Raw genomic sequence first — 18674 nt, forward strand, 5'->3', positions numbered from 1 at the left:
TCGGATAGATGGATTAATTTGTGGTTATAGGAAAACGTGAGAATTTTACCTATAACTACAATTAGAAGATAAGTGTAGAGGTTTATATGGTACCTGTTGTTGCCCTAGTTGGACGCCCGAATGTGGGTAAGTCGACCCTGTTCAATCGATTGACGCGTACGCGTGATGCTCTTGTTGCGGATTTTCCGGGGCTAACACGTGACCGTAAATACGGTCAGGCGAAACTGGGTGAGCATGAATTCATTGTTATTGATACCGGTGGTATTGATGGTACTGAAGAAGGTGTTGAAACAAAAATGGCGGAACAATCGCTAGCTGCGATTGATGAAGCGGATGTCGTGCTTTTCCTAGTGGATGGCCGTGCAGGTTTAACGTCGGCTGATGAAGCGATTGCTCAACACCTGCGTAAAATTGAGAAGCCGTCATTCCTAGTGATCAACAAAGTTGATGGTATTGATGCTGATGCTGCCAGTGCTGAGTTTTGGCAACTTGGTGTAGAAGACATGTACCACATCGCAGCGGCACACGGTCGTGGCGTTACTGCACTTATCGAACGCGCACTTAACCCATTTGCAGAAAGCTTTGTTGAACAAGGTGAAATTGAAGATCTGACTGAGTTTGAAGACGAAGAAGAAGAGAAACTCGATTATACCGAAGAAGAAGCGGAAGAAGAGTTTAAGCGTCTTCAAGATCAACCAATTAAGTTGGCTATCATTGGTCGACCTAATGTGGGTAAATCAACGCTGACCAACCGTATTCTTGGTGAAGAGCGTGTAGTAGTTTATGACATGCCGGGTACCACTCGCGATTCTATTTATATTCCTATGCAGCGTGATGATCGTGAGTATGTACTAATTGATACTGCTGGTGTACGTCGTCGTCGTCGCATCAACGAAACGGTTGAGAAGTTCTCAGTGGTTAAAACACTGAAAGCAGTAGAAGATGCAAACGTTGTATTGCTCGTTATCGATGCTCGTGAAAACATCTCAGATCAAGACTTAAGCCTCCTTGGTTTTGCGTTAAACTCTGGTCGCTCTATTGTGATCGCTGTGAACAAGTGGGATGGTTTAGATACTGACGTGAAAGAACACGTTAAGAAAGAGCTTGATCGTCGTCTTGGTTTCGTTGACTTTGCTCGTATCCACTTTATTTCAGCTCTTCATGGTACTGGTGTTGGCCACTTGTTTGAATCTGTTCAAGAAGCTTACAAGTCTGCGACTACCCGTGTGGGTACTTCGGTACTGACCCGTATCATGAAAATGGCGACGGAAGATCACCAGCCACCTATGGTTCGTGGACGTCGTGTTAAGTTGAAATATGCGCACGCTGGTGGCTACAACCCACCAATCGTTGTGGTTCACGGTAACCTAGTCAATGAACTACCAGATTCGTATAAGCGTTATTTAATGAACTATTATCGTCGTTCTTTGGAAATCATGGGTACGCCAATTCGTATTAACTTCCAAAGCAGCGATAACCCATTTGAAGGTAAGTCTAACAAGATGACCCTTTCACAAGAGCGTAAACGTAAACGCTTAATGACGATGATGAAAGGTCGTCCTAAAAAATAAATCGAAATTAAACAACGCCCTCTGAGTACAGCGGGCGTTTTTTGTTGCAAGGAATAATCATACCGTGTTTACCGCTAGTAAAATTCACTTTTGTCATCAAACTTGGCAGCTAGACAGCGCAATTCAATTGATCGATGAGCATTCTAATTACACCGATATTGTTGTAGACAGTACGCCATTTCACCCAGTAAGTCATATATGGCCTGATCATCCGGCAGACAAAGGTTATCTGTTAGCGAAAGGTCAACAACTTGAAGTCATAGATTGTCTTGTTGGTGCTATCGAACTGGATACCAAAACACTGTATGTCGGCAGCGCGATTCCCGTAAAACGAGACTGTGATGGATGGGTATTTGTTGTTGTGCATCGAATCGCGAAAGGAACAGAACTTTGTGTTGGTCAGGTCATTACATTGGAAGTAGACAAAGCCTATCAACAAAGTTTGAGCAGAGGACATAGTGCCGGACATATCGCCTCTCTTGCACTTAACAAAGTGCTTGCTGCGTCATACTGGAGAAAAGAAGCAGACCGAAAAGATGGTTTGGCCCACTATGATTTTAATAGTTATGCTCAGGAACAGAGTGTGGTATCGCCAAACCGATGTTTTGACCGATATCGCCTTGGGAAAACGTTAAAGAAACGTGGACTAAATACCGTAGAGGTAGTGACAGACTTACAGAGAATTGAAGATATGACTAATCAACAGTTAGCTGAGTGGTCACAAGAACCCTCTGAAGTTTCAATGCAACTTGAAGGTCCATTTTTGACCAGTTCAAGATATTGGCACTGCACTCTTGATGGCGTCGACGTCGTGATGCCTTGCGGTGGAACGCATATCAATCATATGGATGAACTGATTAACCTTAGAGTCGAGCTAAAAGCCGTAGATTCGTCTTATATCGAAATGCATACCCATGTAAGTGACTAATTCGAGAAATGATCGTTTTATTAAATTCTGTGTGGTGTCATTTATCAAGTCTTGCATGGAATAATAACCTAAATTAAATCCAAATGCAGAATATGTAACTTATGCTTTCGGTATGTGGTTATATAAATGTTCTTTTAAGAGCAGATCGCTGATCAGATTAGATTAAGGGGAAGATCTAGGGAAGATCTAGAACAGCATCGTATTGTTGTTCGTCCCTTTGACCATACGACTAAATATTAAACTGGTCAATAGATCATCTATCCGTACGTTGTGTTATTATGTGTCGGTTACGCATACTCAATAAGAACGACAATTCTGCGGATTTATGACGAAAGATTTGCTGATAGATGCCCATAAGGGCATGAACTTACTCTTGAAAGAACTTGCTCTGGGGTTGCCAAAACCCCAATTGGAGGAGCGAATCATTAAGTTAACAGAGCGCCTGTTTAAGGATAAACGCGCCTCAATATTAACGTTAGATCAAGAGACACATCGACTGTACAGCACTTCAGCACCTAACTTGCCTGACTTTTACAACGATGCTATTGATGGGATCGAAATAGGAGAAGGAGTAGGTTCCTGCGGTGCGGCTGCCTATTTAAAACGTTCTGTTATCGTCTCTGATGTCAAAAGCCATAGTAATTGGCAGCCTTTTGTTGAACTTGCGACACAAGCAAATATTAGAGCATGCTGGTCTGTACCAGTGATCTCTACACAAGAGCACGTATTGGGTACGTTTGCACTCTATAGCTCATTGCCCTCTGATCCCCATGCTATTGAACTGGAGATACTCGAGTCTATTGCCGCGGTTTATTCTGTGGCACTAGAGAAATATGCTTTAGAAGATAAACTCAACTACCAAGCTAAGTTTGATTCTCTGACTCAATGCCTGAATCGTCGAGCTCTATTAGAACGTGTCGAACAAAGTCATTGCTTTCAAGGCAATTTTCTTGGCTGTTTCTTCATAGATATCGATAAATTCAAACAGGTAAATGATGTATATGGACATCAATTTGGCGATAAGGTGTTGGTTGCTGTCGCGCAAAAATTACGTTTGCTATTACCTGACCAAGCTGTGTTAGGTCGATATGGTGGCGATGAGTTTCTTGCGTTTAGTTGCTTTCCTAGTCAGGAAGATTCCAGAACTTTTTACGAGACATTGCAGTCAGAATTGAATCAACCTGTCACTTTAGAAGAGACTAACATCGGTGTTAGCGTTGGGTTTGCAACTAAAGAATGTTGTTCAGACATGACGATTGACCAATTGATCCGTTTAGCGGATACCGAGATGTACAAAGTCAAACGTAAAGCTAAGTTAGAGAGTTTATTCCTATCTCGTGGCTAAACGTTTTCCTAACGTTAAAGAACGTCTTATGGCAGTTGCCTAGTATCCTTTAGGTGTTCGAGATAGAATATCAATATTAACATCTACTAATATTTAGGTGAGATATGAACTTCGCAGACAACGAGTGCCCAGATTGCAAGGTCGCTTTAGATTGGGACGGGCAGTATTTCTGTAAACAATGTACTAAACACTTTGTCAAAATTGGTTATTGCCCAGATTGCCAAGCTGAAATGGAAAAGCTTCAGGCGTGTGGTGCAGCTAACTATTTTTGTAACTCATGTAATGAACTAAAGTCCAAATCTCGAGCAAGGTTTGAATTCCAACCAATCAAAGCTTAGTGAGATTGTCTAGTTAGGTTTGATATCGGTAACGGTAGAGACAAGAGTGCCATGCTCTACTTGAGTCGTCATTGTCGAGCCTATCTCTACCGAATCTACATGAGAAATGACTTTCCCATCCTCATCTTGAGTAATAGAGTAACCGCGCTTCAAAGTAGCGAGTGGACTCACCGTATCAAGCTTACCTACTGTTAATGCAAATTTATGCTTAGTTGAAGAGAGTTGGCGTTGCATCGCTTGCTCTAGTCGGCTTTCTAATTGAGTCAATCGATGCGATTGTTGTGCCAGACGAGTAACAGGAGACTGTAACTTCAGGCGATGCAGCTTGTTGGTTAACCTTAGAGTCTCTTGAGATAACCTTTGCTTCATTGCGGCATTAAGGCGGTACTCAAATTCATCCAGGCGTTGACTTTGGCGCTGCAAATGATGTTTAGGATGTTGATTGCTCAGGTCTTGCATCAACGAGGACAAGCGCTGCTTTTGCTCCGACAGATAAAGTCGAATGATGTTTCTCAGGCGCTGTTCTCTAGTGATCAGTGACTCACGTTTATGAGAGGTATCATTGCTGACTAGTTCTGCGGCTGCACTTGGTGTCGGGGCGCGCACATCAGCGACGTAATCAGCGATAGTGACGTCAATTTCATGTCCGACTGCACTGATAATTGGTATTTGGCTGGCGGCAATGGTTCTGGCGACGATTTCGTGGTTGAAGCACCATAAATCTTCAAGTGAACCTCCGCCTCGACCGACGATTAACACATCACACTCGTTTCGGCTGTTTGCTCTGCCAATCGCTTGAGCAATCTCAATCGCAGCATTATCTCCTTGAACCGTCGTCGGGTAAATAACCACAGGTAAGGAAGGATCACGCCTTTTCAAAACATCTAAAATATCAAATAAAGCAGCGCCCGTTTTGGAGGTAATGATACCTACACGTTTTGGGTGGCTGGGCAATGGTTGTTTTAGTGTTTGAGCAAACAAACCTTCTGCGGCAAGTGACATTTTCAGCTTCTCAAACTCTTGCTGAAGTCGACCATCCCCCTCGGGTTGCATTGACTCAATGATGAGCTGATAGTCACCTCGTGGCTCATAGAGAGAGAGTCTTGCTTTAACTAGTACTTGATTTCCATTAGCAGGTTTGAACGTTACACGGCGATTATTACCACGAAACATCGCGCACTTCACTTGAGCGCGAGAGTCCTTAAGAGTGAGGTACCAGTGACCTGAGACAGGTGCAGAAAAGTTAGAAATTTCACCAACTAACCACACAATCCCCATTTCATTTTCTAGCAACAAACGAACTTCAGAGTTCAGGCGTGACACCGTGTAAATGTTTTGATTACTAGACGTAGAATTAGAGCTTGATCGCGAGGATAGGGGCACAGCTAATCTCAAAGACGTGGGTATGGAAATTAGCGGCAATATAATACATATCAAGGGGGTAAATGCAAATAAAAAATATAAAAATGTGTAGCCAAGCGATTTCGTCGGGCGTATAATCCCACCGCAATATCTAATCCAAATGACCTTATTATGCGAAACGATAAGGACGGATTATTCCTTCAACTCCTCTATTGTGAGATATTGCAAATGCTAAGAATTGCCAAAGAAGCGCTGACGTTCGATGATGTACTACTCGTTCCAGCTCACTCCACCGTTCTCCCAAACACAGCCGATCTTCGCACTCGGTTGACGAAGAATATCAGTCTGAATATTCCAATGATCTCTGCGTCTATGGACACAGTGACGGAAGCGCGTCTAGCGATCGCGCTTGCCCAAGAAGGTGGCATTGGCTTTATCCACAAAAACATGTCTATTGAGCAACAAGCTGAGCAAGTACGTCTTGTTAAGATCTTTGAAGCTGGTGTAGTAACAAATCCTGTTACTGTTCGTCCAGAAGCAACGATTGCTGATGTAATGGCGCTAACTGAAAAGCATGGCTTTGCTGGTTTCCCTGTTGTTACAGAAACGAATGAGCTTGTAGGCATCATCACTGGCCGTGATGTTCGCTTTGTTACTGATTTAAGTAAGAAAGTAGAAGTAGTAATGACGCCAAAAGCGCGTCTAGCATCAGTAAAAGAAGGCGCTTCTCGTGAAGAAGTGCAAGAAGAGATGCACCGTGCACGTGTTGAAAAAGTGTTGGTCGTAAACGATGAGTTCCAACTTACCGGTATGATCACTGCAAAAGACTTCCACAAAGCAGAACGTAAACCAAACGCATGTAAAGATGCGCAAGGTCGTCTGCGCGTAGGTGCTGCTGTCGGTGCGGGCGCGGGTAACGAAGAGCGCGTAAAAGCTCTAGTTGAAGCTGGTGTTGATGTGCTTTTGATTGACTCTTCACACGGTCATTCAGAAGGCGTTTTAACTCGCATTCGCGAAACACGTGAAGCGTACCCAGATCTCGATATCATTGGTGGCAACGTAGCTACGGCTGCTGGCGCGAAAGCATTGATTGAAGCGGGTGTTAGTGCCGTTAAAGTTGGTATTGGCCCTGGTTCTATTTGTACAACTCGTATCGTTACAGGTGTTGGTGTTCCTCAAGTTACAGCGATTGCTGACGCTGCTGGTGTTGCCAACGAATATGGTATTCCAGTTATCGCAGACGGTGGTATCCGCTTCTCTGGTGATATCTGTAAAGCAATCGTTGCTGGTGCATCATGCGTGATGGTTGGCTCTATGTTTGCTGGTACTGAAGAAGCACCAGGCGAAGTTATTCTTTATCAAGGCCGTTCTTATAAGGCTTACCGTGGAATGGGTTCTCTTGGCGCGATGTCTCAAGGTTCATCGGACCGTTATTTCCAATCAGATAATGCTGCGGACAAGCTTGTTCCAGAAGGTATCGAAGGTCGCATCGCCTACAAAGGTCGCCTAAAAGAAATCGTTCACCAACAAATGGGTGGTCTTCGTTCAAGCATGGGTCTAACAGGCTCTGCGACTATCGAAGATATGCGTACTAAAGCAGAGTTCGTACGTATCTCTGGTGCTGGCTTAAACGAGTCACACGTGCACGACGTTCAAATCACTAAGGAAGCACCAAACTACCGTCTAGGTTAATTACCCATAGACTGTAGTGATAACGTTGAGGGTCACAATTGACCCAAGTAAGTCTAAATCTTACGTAAACGTTTGCTTTTTTCCTTGATGCATAGATGTGAGGCGGGTAAACTCGCCTCCGTTCTCAATACTTAGCTTATAAGATTGCCCAAAATGACGAAAAATATTCATGACCAACGAATTCTGATTTTAGACTTCGGCTCGCAGTACACACAATTAGTAGCACGTCGTGTACGTGAAATCGGCGTTTACTGTGAACTATGGAGCTGGGATGTAGAAGAAGCGGATATTCGTGAATTCAACCCAGACGGTATTATTCTATCTGGCGGCCCTGAGAGTGTAACAGAGGAAAATTCTCCTCGTGCTCCTCAATACGTATTTGATTCAGGCGTTCCTCTTCTTGGCGTTTGTTACGGCATGCAGACAATGGCTGAGCAGCTTGGTGGCCGAGTAGCAGGTTCAAACGAACGTGAATTTGGCTACGCACAAGTTAAAGTATCTGGTGACTCAGCGATTTTCAAAGATCTTGAAGCGACTCAAGACGTTTGGATGAGCCACGGTGATAAAGTTGTAGAAATTCCAGCAGATTTCGTAAAAGTTGGTGAAACGGACACTTGCCCGTACGCTGCTATGGCGAATGAAGAGAAGAAATACTATGGCGTTCAGTTCCACCCAGAAGTAACGCACACTAAACAAGGCCTGCAAATGCTAGAGAACTTTGTTCTTGGTGCATGTGGCTGTGAGCGTTTATGGACATCAGAATCCATCATCGAAGATGCTGTTGCTCGTATTAAAGAGCAAGTAGGCGATGATGAGGTTATTCTAGGTCTATCTGGTGGTGTTGATTCATCGGTAGTTGCAATGCTTGTTCACCGCGCAATTGGCGACAAGCTGACCTGTGTGTTCGTTGACAACGGCCTACTTCGCCTTAACGAAGGCCAGCAAGTGATGGAAATGTTTGGCGATAAGTTCGGCCTAAACATCATCAAAGTTGACGCAGAAGAGCGCTTCTTGACTGCACTTGAAGGCAAATCTGACCCAGAAGAGAAACGTAAAACAATTGGTCACGTGTTTGTTGACGTATTTGATGAAGAGTCTAAGAAGCTTAAAAACGCGAAATGGCTAGCACAGGGTACAATCTACCCAGATGTTATTGAGTCAGCTGCTTCTAAAACGGGTAAAGCTCACGTTATCAAATCACACCACAATGTGGGTGGTCTTCCTGATGATATGGAAATGGGGCTTGTTGAGCCACTACGTGAATTGTTTAAAGATGAAGTACGTAAAATCGGCCTAGAACTGGGTCTACCATACAACATGCTTTATCGTCACCCATTCCCAGGACCAGGCCTCGGTGTTCGTGTTCTTGGTGAAATCAAGAAAGAGTACTGTGACTTGCTGCGCCGTGCTGATGCTATCTTTATTGAAGAACTGCACGCTGCAGACCTGTATAACAAAGTTTCTCAAGCATTTACCGTGTTCCTACCAGTTCGTTCGGTAGGTGTTATGGGTGATGGCCGTAAGTATGACTGGGTAGTATCACTGCGTGCTGTTGAAACCATCGACTTTATGACGGCTCATTGGGCGCATTTACCATATGACTTCCTAGGTAAGGTCTCGAACCGCATTATCAACGAAGTTGAAGGCATTTCACGTGTGGTTTACGACATTTCTGGTAAGCCACCAGCGACCATCGAGTGGGAATAATCTCCGATTGTTGTTATTAAATTATGAAACCGGCGCAAGCCGGTTTTTTTATGCATGCTAATTAATATCTGCAAATTATCAATCTTAGATTGCAAATAACGGATCTGCTCAATGTCACAAATATCGATTAAAATTTTTCTATAACTTTTACCACTAATTTTTAATCGAAGGCTCTTTTACATGTCGAACAAACTCGCAAACCCTGCGCCACTTGGCCTAATGGGTTTTGGTATGACTACCATTCTGCTTAACATCCACAATGCAGGTTTCTTTCCGATTGATTCAATGATTCTTGCTATGGGTATTTTTTATGGCGGTCTTAGCCAAGTGTTTGTTGGCATGATGTGCTTTAAGCGTGGTGACACTTTTGGCACTACGGCATTCACGTCGTACGGCTTATTCTGGTTAACGCTAGTGGGTATTATCGTAATGCCTTACATGGGTCTTCCTGCTAGCCCTGCGAAATTTATGGGTTGGTATTTACTGCTATGGGGTGTGTTCACTGGCTTCATGTTCATTGGTTCACTTTGCTACCCAGTGGCTAAGCAAGTGGTCTTTGGTTCTCTGACGATCCTATTTTTCTTGTTGGCAGCGCGTGATTTCTTCGGCAGCGAATTGATTGGCACTATTGCCGGCTTTGAAGGTATCTTCTGCGGTGCGAGCGCGATTTACTTCGCAATGGCTCAAGTACTTAACAACGAATATGGTCGCACTATTCTCCCTATCGGTGAGAAAAAAGCGCCAGCAATGAACACTCAAGAAGTGGCAGCATAATTTAAGTTTCATTCATTCGGGAACAGTGAATGATAAAAGGGGTAGCTAAGCTTATATATAGTAAGTTAAAAGGTGTATGTTGTGTATTAAGGCAGAGAAATCTGCCTTTTTATTGCACAGTTAACACTATAGGTATATAGTTAATTGTGTGTACAGTATGTATATGGAAAGCATAATTTGTCATCAGTAAAAGTTAAAGCAACGATTGTAGAGGACAATACGGGCATAAAAAGCCAACTGCCTATCTTGCTAACTGAGCAAGGAGAACTAGGTACGGTCACGGACTACCTACTCAAGCTCGAAGCGGATGGTGTTAGTAACTCCGTCATGAATGGATTTCTTCAAGCGGTGTCCTTGTTGCTGGATTATATGGAAGCAAATAGAGGATTGTTTGACGATCCGAAGTTGCTCTTTCAGACCTTTTCTAAGCGATTGTACACAGGAACGATTGGTGAGGATGGGCTTGACCCCTCTGGTTTATATTGGGTGCCAAGCTCAACCAGTAACGTGAATAAGCACATTCACCGACTGACGGCCTTCACCGATTGGTTGGCAGACAAGCAAGGCACTGCGCCGATGAATCCCTTGCGTGATGCTACCCATCACGAGCAGCGATTGAATTACGCTGCATGGTATCGCAAAAACCAAAATGACTTTTTGGGTCATATTGAAGATAAGACCGTCAATAAAACCATCCGTAAGGCGCGAACTATTAAGGGGCGCACACCACTCACCAAAACCGAAGATGACGCCATCGCCTTTCCTGATAAGCATTGGGAAGATTTTTATATGAACGGGATTGGTGGCGCAAGCGACCCACGAGTGGCACTCAGGGACAAATTAATACTCCTACTCATGCACGGTGGCGGACTACGCGAAAGCGAGGCATTAACCCTTTGGGTGACAGATGTGTTTGAAGACCCTTATAACCCAGATAGCGCAATCGTGCGAATATATAATGAAGTCGATGGTAAAGCGCCAAGTGACCCTGAAGTTCGCTCTAAAAATCAGAATAGAAAAACGTACTTAAAAGAAAAGTATGCGCGTATCCCTCGTCAGCGCATGAAAGGTACAGCTCATCTTGGCTGGAAGAATCGTGTGGTTGACCATAAAGACAACTACATACAGGTTCAGTGGTTCCCAACCGACTATGGCAAAGTGTTTATGTCACTTTGGAAAAACTATCAAAAGTACCGCGCCAGCATCGACTGTCACCACCCTTATGCGTTTATTTCATTTCATCACAGTGCTTTCGGTAACCCTTACACCATCAACGCTTTCCATGATAACTACGCCAACGGCTTGAAGCGCATTGGTTTGGAGCAAAGCAAGGCAGAAGGCAAAGACCCCCATGGGCATCGACATAACTACGGTAGACGATTAGAGCGCTCAGGGGTTAATCCTTTGGTGATTAAGCGTTGTATGCACCACAAGAATCTAAGCTCACAAGAACCCTACACTGGCAAAGGTCAGCAGGAAATATCGGATGAACTGACCCAAGCGACACTGCAACTGGCAAACCCCGAATCCAAAGTTAAAGCACTCGACTGGAAAGCACTGGTTGAGCATGGCTTTAATGACATCGACCCACAGGGATACTTCACTGGCAAACATCCAAAATTGAGAGGTAATTAATGGCGAAAAAAATAATACGAGACGGACGTTCGTCGGATTTAACCTTCTCATGGATGTTGACCACACTTGGTGCAGAGTGGCAACAATGGCAGGAATTGGTGGCTGAGTGGATGGCAACACAAACCAGTGCGGTTGATAGTAAACAAAAAGCTTTAACCCGCTTTTTTGAAGTTTATATTGCTGAATGTGCACCCTATGCCATTGGCGATATGTCCTTGTTTTTTAAGGGCTACCAAGGGCATCAATGCTCTAGTGAAGAGTTGGAAAAACTGGTTGCAAAAACGCAAAATAACACATATAAGATCCAGTCGGGCGTGAACTACCCTTGTGACTTCATCGACTTTGTTATCGAAAAAATATTCTCGGAAGAAGATGATAATGGCAACCTTAAACATCTGGTTAATAACCCGCTAAGCAAAAGAAAATATCAACATTCAGCAACCGAAACCGTCCGCAATCCTCTGCCGTATCGCTATATTCAAGACTTGCGCCAAATCCTCTGTCCGTTGCCAGATAAAACCAAACTGACCGTCATTGAGCAAAACCTTAAAGACAGCGAAACGTTGCTGCCTGCCTATCACTACCGCCATTTCAAGCACTGGACATGGGCGCAGCAGCAATCAGGGCAAGGGGTAACAGGTGGTGATGGTGATTGGTTTGAAGTCGAGCCTGAACTGATTGATAAAACCGACCCTGATTGCGTATGGCGCACTAAAGAAGTGACTCGCCGTATTAAAGGTGAAGGGAACAAGAAAGTCACCATTCACCAACTCTGGTCGCCCGTCAAAGCGATGGTGATTTTCATGAAACTCCATCTACCACTACGTACCTATCAGGTGCGGATGCTGGACAGTGGTGAAGCCGATACATGGCGCTATGAACAAGGTCAGTGGGTAGTGAACACCCAACATGATTTTGCACTTGGCAGTGAAAAACGCCCCTTCGGAAAAGGCATCTTTCACCGTATTCACGACACCATGACAGGGCTGTATTCCACAGGTCTATATATCAACACCAACAAGACCGCCGACCAAAACAAAGACGAATTGGAGCGTGGCTACATCATCCCTTGGCAGAACGAAGAAGTGCTGTACTGGCTAGAAAAACTGCGTAACTGGCAAGAAAAATACAACTCAATTGCAAAGCCCACCGACTGCACCACACTGCTTGCAAAGCACACTGGCAATAAGAAATCGAACAAGCAGCTAGAAGGTATGGGGGAAATTGCGTTTCTGTTTCGTGACGCGTCAGCAAAAGGCGAAGATAAATCAAAACCAATTAATGGTGACGCAAATATAGGGCCTTTCTGGTATCAACTTTTATTGACGCTAGAAAACCAATTGGCAGAGCAAGGCAATACATTGGATAACGGCGAACGCTTGAAGCTGGTTGTAGATTACCCAGAGAAAACCACAGAAAGCGCTAAGGTTGCCACACGCTTTCCATTGCACAGTTTGCGCGTCTCGCTCATCACGGCGTACACGATGGATACGCAACTACCACTGCCTGTGATTTCTAAGCTATTGGCAGGGCATACACGCCTGTTGATGACCATCTACTACAACAAAATCACTCCATCGCTTATGGCTGAGAAGATGAGTGATGCGCATTACGCACTGGATGCCAAATCCAAGCAGTCTGTGCGCAACTTCCTTAAAGATGCCTCAATGGAGCAAATCCAATGCAAGATGGTGTATCACAACGATGACAGCATTCAGGCGGCATTGGTTAATTGCAATCCGATTGGCTGGGAAGAGCGCTCGTGTGGGCTGTGCTTAGTGGGCGGTAACACAGTTAAATCCGATGAAGTCAGTACCCTTGGCGGCTGTTGGAATGGCGGTGAGTTGATTAGAGATGCAAAAGCCGCTAAAAATCGCGTTTATGCCAGTGTGCCTCATGGCCCTGAAAACTGTATCCGCTGCCGCTGGTTTATTACTGAAGCACGATACCTGCCTGCGCTCAATGCCCACTTCAACCAACTGAGCTACAAAGCACATCAGGCTGCGAACCTATCTGTGGAAATTGAAGGTGAGCTGGAAGCCCTCAAAGACGAACAGTTCTTTTGTGAAGAGCAAGGCAAGCCGTTTATCAAACACGATGAACTGCAAGCCCTACAGCGCCGTTATGAAAAACAGCAAGTCGAAGCCGATGAATACACAAAAGACTGGATAGCGTGTTTTGAGCTTATCAGCAAAATCATTCGTGTCGAAGAAGCCAGAAAGGAAGGTGATACAAAAGATAAACTGATTGCGGTTGGCTCTGAGCAAGATGTCAGCCATGCCTTGAAGTTTATCGAAACCGACTCAGAGTTGCTGCATCTATCACTACTTTGTGACGACGCTGAATTCTACCCTGATTTGCAGGACGAACTGCGTAAAACCCCTGCGATTCAAAAGCGTTCAATGCAACTTAGCCGTGTGCTAATGAAAAAAGGCTTTGAGCCAATTTTCATGGAAATGGACGACAAGCAACAGCTCATCGCTGCCAATGCCATGCTGCGCCAAATGGCGAAAATCGCTGACCCTGACGACAAGCTTGAGGGCTACCGCAAGGTGGCGACTTACATCGAAGCGGGTGAATACCTGACCGACAATAAGCTATTGTCTGGCGGTATTCATGCTCTGAGCAATAAAGTCATCAACCTAGATGGCATCGCACTACCGAAGTTATTGGAGGATTAATGGAACTCGATATTGATGTTATTCTGGCTGACTTAAAAGAAGGTAAAGTACCTCGCACGCAGCAAAATCTCGATAAGCTCAATGACACGCTGAAAGCCTATGTGGAATCGGGTCAGCGTGACTTCTCCATCACGCAAATTGGACGGGTGTCTGCGGAAAATGGCGGATTGGCGTATGAGGCTTTGCGTGCTACCCGTAACAAGCACTACCGAACACTCATCGAAGCATGGGCGGCAAAATGCAATACCAGTACCAAAAAACCGTTATCCAACACCTCAAGATCTAAATCCATCCCTGCGGATAATAAACTGTTAGAGCGTATCCCAGACCCTGCGGTACGCGCCTTGTTTGGTCAAATCATTGCCGAGCGCAACCGCTACCGCAAAGAGGTCAACTTGCTCAAGCAGCACGCCAACATTACCATCGACAAACGCCCAGTGCGCCAGTTTGATACTACAGCAGAGCCAAGCGTCGAAGTGCTGCCATCCCTATCAGGTGTACTAATCGAATCAGAGAAAAAGGCCTTAGCGTATGCCATTTCTGATGAATGTATGGAAAAGAACAATTGGCAAACTACTCAGGCGGGGCAAGTAAAAGACATGGAACTCAACAGTGAAGTCTTCCCCAGAGGCTTTGTCACAGGGCTTCGCAAGCTACTGGGTGAGGTAGATGACTAATGGCGAGTGGGCAGCAGAAAGCGCAACAAAACCTTGAGGCATTTGAGGTCTGGAAAGCCACACAGACTGACGATGACTTCAAACAAATCGTGTTTAGAGGTCAGCTAAATCGAATTGAAGTGGCAAAGGGCATTGGTTGTGGCAAATCGGCGTTAAACCAAAACCCTGCCCTTAAGAAAGCACTCAAAGCATTAGAAGGTGAACTGCGCAGTAAAGGTGTCCTGCCACCGTTGACTGACGCTGCCAAGAAGAATGAGGGCAAACCTCAAGCCTACGACAACACGGCCAATCGAAAGCTGCTCGATTCAAAGCGGGTGTCGTCATTAGAGGCTGAGAACATTGAATTGAAAGCCAAGGTCAAGGAGCTTGAAAAGCGACTTGAGCGCTTTGGTGAGCTATCTGAAACCTTGTCTGAAATGGGATTGATGCCACGATGAATACTGTCTTGCATGAAGACCAGGTGCGGGTAACCAGTATCCCTTACCGTTCAGCCAAGATGGTGATATTCAGCGGTGTACCGCTGGCGAAGGACTCTTATAAAACCAATAGTGGGAAGTATTACGTCACCATCAAAGCCGACCCCGATAGCATCCCTGTGCTTCCAACGCTGGGACAGCATTGGTCAGTCAAAGGCGCTCGCCAGATAGAAAATATGGAGATGGGTGATTATGTAATGCAGCAGCACACGTATGAATCACCCAAGCATATTGAATGCACTTTACCCGAAACGGGTGAGCAACTGATACGCTTTATCGCCAGAGAAAGTGACTTCAAGGGTATTGGAGAAAGCAAAGCCAGGGCGCTCTGGCAGCTCTTGGGTAAAGACTTCCATGCGACACTGAGAAATGACACCCCAGAGTCCAGAAAGCGTCTGACATCGATTCTGAGTGAAGATTCAGTGGAAGCGCTCTTTAAGGGGTACGCCAAATATAGAAATCTGGCACATTGCAACTGGATGAGCGAGCACAACATCCCCGCCAGTGTGCAGCAACGGCTGCTCAAGCATCACGGTGAAGCCTCCATAGAGGTAATTAAGGGTTTTGGTCTTTCGTTCAGTGTCATTGAAGACATCATCAAGGTAACGGATTTTAAGAGCGATGTTGCGAAGGATGACCCAAGAAGGCTCAGCGCTGCTCTGGAAATGGCGATTCGCAAGGAGATTGAAAAAGGTCACACCTATACCACTCATGCCAATGTGCGTCCTTACCTCAACAAACTATTGAAAGACAAAGCACTGGTCACTCAGGCGTTCCAATCAGGTCATGATAAAGCTCAGAATATTTTAAATCCCGACACAGGAGTCTACCATCCAACGGCGCAACTTCTGATGGAAAGTGTCATTGTCAAACGGCTAAATACACTGATTAAGCAAAATGACTTGTTTGATGAAAACGCCAATGCTGCGTATTGCTCTGTGGTTGCGGAGCTTCCCTACGACCTAACCAGTAAACAAATCGAAGCCGTAACAACGTGTCTGGATAATTCGGTAAGCTGTATTACGGGCGGTGCAGGAACAGGCAAGACAACGGTACTCAGAACGGCTCTCAGGACTTACCATCAACTTGGATTTGAAATACACGCCGTTGCGCTCAGCGGTCGTGCTGCAATGAGACTTCATGAGTCCATCGGTTTTGTTACCTCTACCATTGCCAAATTGCTGCGTGAAGACCCCATTGAACCCAGTGGCGAGAAAACAAATCACCTACTGGTGATTGATGAGGCAAACATGATTGACTTGCCAACCATGTATCGTCTTGTGAATCACATTCACCCCTCTGTACGATTAATATTCACTGGCGACCCCGACCAACTTCCACCAATCGGCTGCGGCAAGGTGTTGGCAGACATCGTTGAAGCAAAAACGGTGGCTAATACGATGTTAGATATCGTCAAGAGACAGGAAGGTTCAACGGGTATCCCCGAATACTCAAAGCTCATCAATCAAGGTGTGATGCCTGATCGATTAAGTACGGGAGCAATACACTTTCACGAAGCCAGTAAAACAGACATTGCCAAAGTCTGTTGTGAGCTTTACCAACAGTGTCCTGAAAACAGTCGCGTCATAGCTCCAACCAAGGCATTCGTATCAGAAATCAATAAACTCACCCAATAAGCCGTTAACCCAGATAGCACTAGCCTTGAGTGCGAAATCAATGGTGATAAGTTCTTTTTGCCACTTCGCATGAATGATGCGGTGTTATTTACTCAGAACCATTATGACAAAGGCATTCAGAACGGCTCACTTGGGACACTAACCAGCGTCAAACCTTCTGGTGATAGTTACGGGGAAGTCACACTGGATACGGGTGAAAAGGTCGAGATAACACAATCTGTTCTCGACTGCATGGGACTGGGTTATGCAATTACCTTACACAAAGCCCAAGGATCACAGTTCCCATGCATCATTATTGCCCTGCAAAAAGGTAGGATAGTCGATAGAGCATGGCTCTATACGGCAATCACGAGAGCTGAAAATGAAATCCATATCGTTGGTAGTAGCGATGATATGAAGCGCATCACCGAGGCACCTAGCCACTCTCATGAGCGGAATAGCTACCTACAAGAACTGTTGAGTTAGCAATTTTTGAGTTAGCAATTTCAAACTCGTTTATTGTATGGTACGCCCCGTTTCGCAAGTGAAAAGTCAAAAATAACGGAGTTGGTTTGCGCTAATGATGAAATGGTCTCCCCCTCCACTAAATCACCATATTGCGCCACTATTAAGGTGTCAGTAATGTGGTCTATAAGGGGTTTATCATGGAAAAACGTAAAACTGTCGGTATTGATTTAGCAAAAATTAGTTTTTACTTCGTTGTATTGAATGAATACGGTCAACGAATCGCAAGAAAGAAGCTTAATAGGCGTCAGGTTCTGCCATATTTGGTAAACCATGAGTCATGCATTATTGCTATGGAGGCTTGTTCTTCAGCTCATTACTGGGGACGTGAGATTAGAAAACTAGGACATGAAGTTCAGCTTCTTCCCGCACAACATGTAAAGGGGTACCTGCGTGGTCAAAAAAATGATTACAACGATGCACAAGCTATTGCTGAAGCTTCACAGCATGGAGCTATACGTTCTGTTGCAATTAAGACCATAGAACAACAAGATGAGCAAAGTATTCTGCATATGCGTCGTTTATTGAATGTTGAAAGAACAAGACTGATTAATCATATTCGGGGTTTACTCGGTGAGTATGGAATCATTGTCATAAAAAGCGCATCAGCGATTCGAAAAGAAACGCCCTTAATACTGGAAAATGCAGACAACGGCCTAACTGATATTTTCCGACAGTTTATTCACCGCCAATACCTACGGTTGCTAGACATAGAAGAAGAGTTACAATTATATCAAGATTATATAGATACAGTTGTTAAAGTAGATGATACATGTCGACGTTTAACCTCAATGCCAGGTATTGGTCCGATAGTTAGTATATCGTTAAAATCCTGGATGGGAGATGGGACGCAATTTAAACGTGGTCGCGATGCATCAGCAGCTTTAGGCCTTGTACCTCGGCAACATAGTACTGGAGGGAAATCTGTTCTTTTAGGTATTACTAAACGAGGTAATTCACACCTTCGCTCTTTGGTTGTCAACGGAGCTAGGGCTGTTGTGGCTCATGCTAAGAACAAAACAGACAAGCTCAGTTATTGGATTAATAAATTAGTTGAAAAGAGAGGCTTTAATAGAGCCGTGATTGCTTTTGCTAATAAGATGATTCGCATGGCTTGGGCACTAATAACTAAAAAACAAGAATATAGGCCAATAGAAAACCTTTTACTGAAATAATGCTAAAAATCTGTTTATTAAAGAAATATTTGTGTAATTAGCAAGCAAGATGAAATACAGGTCAAACCTCCATAGGCTTTGTTGCGTAATTCGATGGAACTAAATCAGGAAGTTACGATCTGATCGGCTACGTCAGTTAATCATCGTAGCCTTATGCCGAAACCTCATTACA

General features: G+C 44.6%; 15 protein-coding genes. 14 read left to right on the plus strand and 1 reads right to left on the minus strand.

The features are described from left to right. Positions 1-86 precede the first annotated feature (86 nt). The 4 genes from der (at position 87) to L2W36_RS24585 (ending at position 4182) form a co-directional block, all read left to right on the plus strand. Positions 87-1571 (plus strand): ribosome biogenesis GTPase Der, encoded by a 1485-nt coding sequence (der, locus tag L2W36_RS24570; RefSeq protein WP_006072560.1) that lies wholly within the window; start codon positions 87-89, stop codon positions 1569-1571. Positions 1572-1635: 64 nt separating this feature from the next. Next, complete coding sequence (locus tag L2W36_RS24575) at positions 1636-2499, plus strand: metal-dependent hydrolase (RefSeq protein WP_038227955.1); 864 nt, start codon at positions 1636-1638, stop codon at positions 2497-2499. A 325-nt stretch (positions 2500-2824) separates the two neighbouring features. Continuing rightward, the gene (locus L2W36_RS24580) at positions 2825-3844 is read left to right on the plus strand and encodes a sensor domain-containing diguanylate cyclase (protein WP_198558214.1); all 1020 of its coding nucleotides are present in this window, start codon (positions 2825-2827) and stop codon (positions 3842-3844) included. A gap of 104 nt (positions 3845-3948) precedes the next feature. Then, positions 3949-4182 (plus strand): zinc ribbon domain-containing protein, encoded by a 234-nt coding sequence (locus tag L2W36_RS24585; RefSeq protein WP_006072556.1) that lies wholly within the window; start codon positions 3949-3951, stop codon positions 4180-4182. Between the two features lie 9 nt (positions 4183-4191). Here the strand turns inward: L2W36_RS24585 and xseA are convergent, their stop codons facing one another. Next, on the minus strand, positions 4192-5565 hold the full coding sequence (gene xseA / locus L2W36_RS24590) for an exodeoxyribonuclease VII large subunit (protein WP_051647159.1): 1374 nt from the start codon (positions 5563-5565) through the stop codon (positions 4192-4194). 207 nt (positions 5566-5772) lie between these two features. On the opposite strand from xseA, the gene guaB reads away from it, so the two are divergent. The 10 genes from guaB (at position 5773) to L2W36_RS24640 (ending at position 18502) form a co-directional block, all read left to right on the plus strand. Next, a complete protein-coding gene (gene guaB / locus L2W36_RS24595) occupies positions 5773-7236 on the plus strand; it encodes an IMP dehydrogenase (protein WP_006072553.1) in 1464 nt (487 codons plus the stop codon). A gap of 153 nt (positions 7237-7389) precedes the next feature. Further along, complete coding sequence (guaA, locus tag L2W36_RS24600; RefSeq protein ID WP_236111824.1) at positions 7390-8943, plus strand: glutamine-hydrolyzing GMP synthase; 1554 nt, start codon at positions 7390-7392, stop codon at positions 8941-8943. Positions 8944-9123: 180 nt separating this feature from the next. Beyond that, a complete protein-coding gene (locus L2W36_RS24605) occupies positions 9124-9717 on the plus strand; it encodes an acetate uptake transporter (protein ID WP_006072549.1) in 594 nt (197 codons plus the stop codon). Between the two features lie 177 nt (positions 9718-9894). After that, positions 9895-11352 carry a gamma-mobile-trio recombinase GmtY gene (gmtY, locus tag L2W36_RS24610; RefSeq protein ID WP_236111825.1) on the plus strand — a complete coding sequence of 486 codons (1458 nt, stop codon included), beginning with the start codon at positions 9895-9897 and terminating at the stop codon, positions 11350-11352. Next, positions 11352-14033 (plus strand): gamma-mobile-trio integrase GmtZ, encoded by a 2682-nt coding sequence (gmtZ, locus tag L2W36_RS24615; RefSeq protein ID WP_236111826.1) that lies wholly within the window; start codon positions 11352-11354, stop codon positions 14031-14033. Before gmtY ends, gmtZ begins: the two co-directional genes overlap by 1 nt. Continuing rightward, positions 14033-14710, plus strand: coding sequence for a gamma-mobile-trio protein GmtX (gene gmtX, locus L2W36_RS24620; protein ID WP_236111827.1), 678 nt, complete (start codon positions 14033-14035; stop codon positions 14708-14710). The genes gmtZ and gmtX overlap by 1 nt, the downstream gene beginning before the upstream one ends. Next, entirely contained in the window at positions 14710-15147 is a 438-nt protein-coding gene (locus L2W36_RS24625; RefSeq protein ID WP_236111828.1) for a VPA1267 family protein, read from the plus strand. The genes gmtX and L2W36_RS24625 overlap by 1 nt, the downstream gene beginning before the upstream one ends. Continuing rightward, complete coding sequence (locus L2W36_RS24630) at positions 15144-16823, plus strand: ATP-dependent DNA helicase (RefSeq protein ID WP_236111829.1); 1680 nt, start codon at positions 15144-15146, stop codon at positions 16821-16823. The genes L2W36_RS24625 and L2W36_RS24630 overlap by 4 nt, the downstream gene beginning before the upstream one ends. 57 nt (positions 16824-16880) lie before the next feature. After that, positions 16881-17288 (plus strand): ATP-dependent DNA helicase, encoded by a 408-nt coding sequence (locus tag L2W36_RS24635; RefSeq protein ID WP_236111830.1) that lies wholly within the window; start codon positions 16881-16883, stop codon positions 17286-17288. A 179-nt stretch (positions 17289-17467) separates the two neighbouring features. Then, a complete protein-coding gene (locus tag L2W36_RS24640; RefSeq protein WP_236111831.1) occupies positions 17468-18502 on the plus strand; it encodes an IS110 family transposase in 1035 nt (344 codons plus the stop codon). Positions 18503-18674: the final 172 nt, after the last annotated feature.

Source organism: Vibrio sp. McD22-P3 (genome assembly GCF_021568915.1).
GTDB classification, from domain to species: Bacteria; Pseudomonadota; Gammaproteobacteria; order Enterobacterales; family Vibrionaceae; genus Vibrio; species Vibrio mediterranei.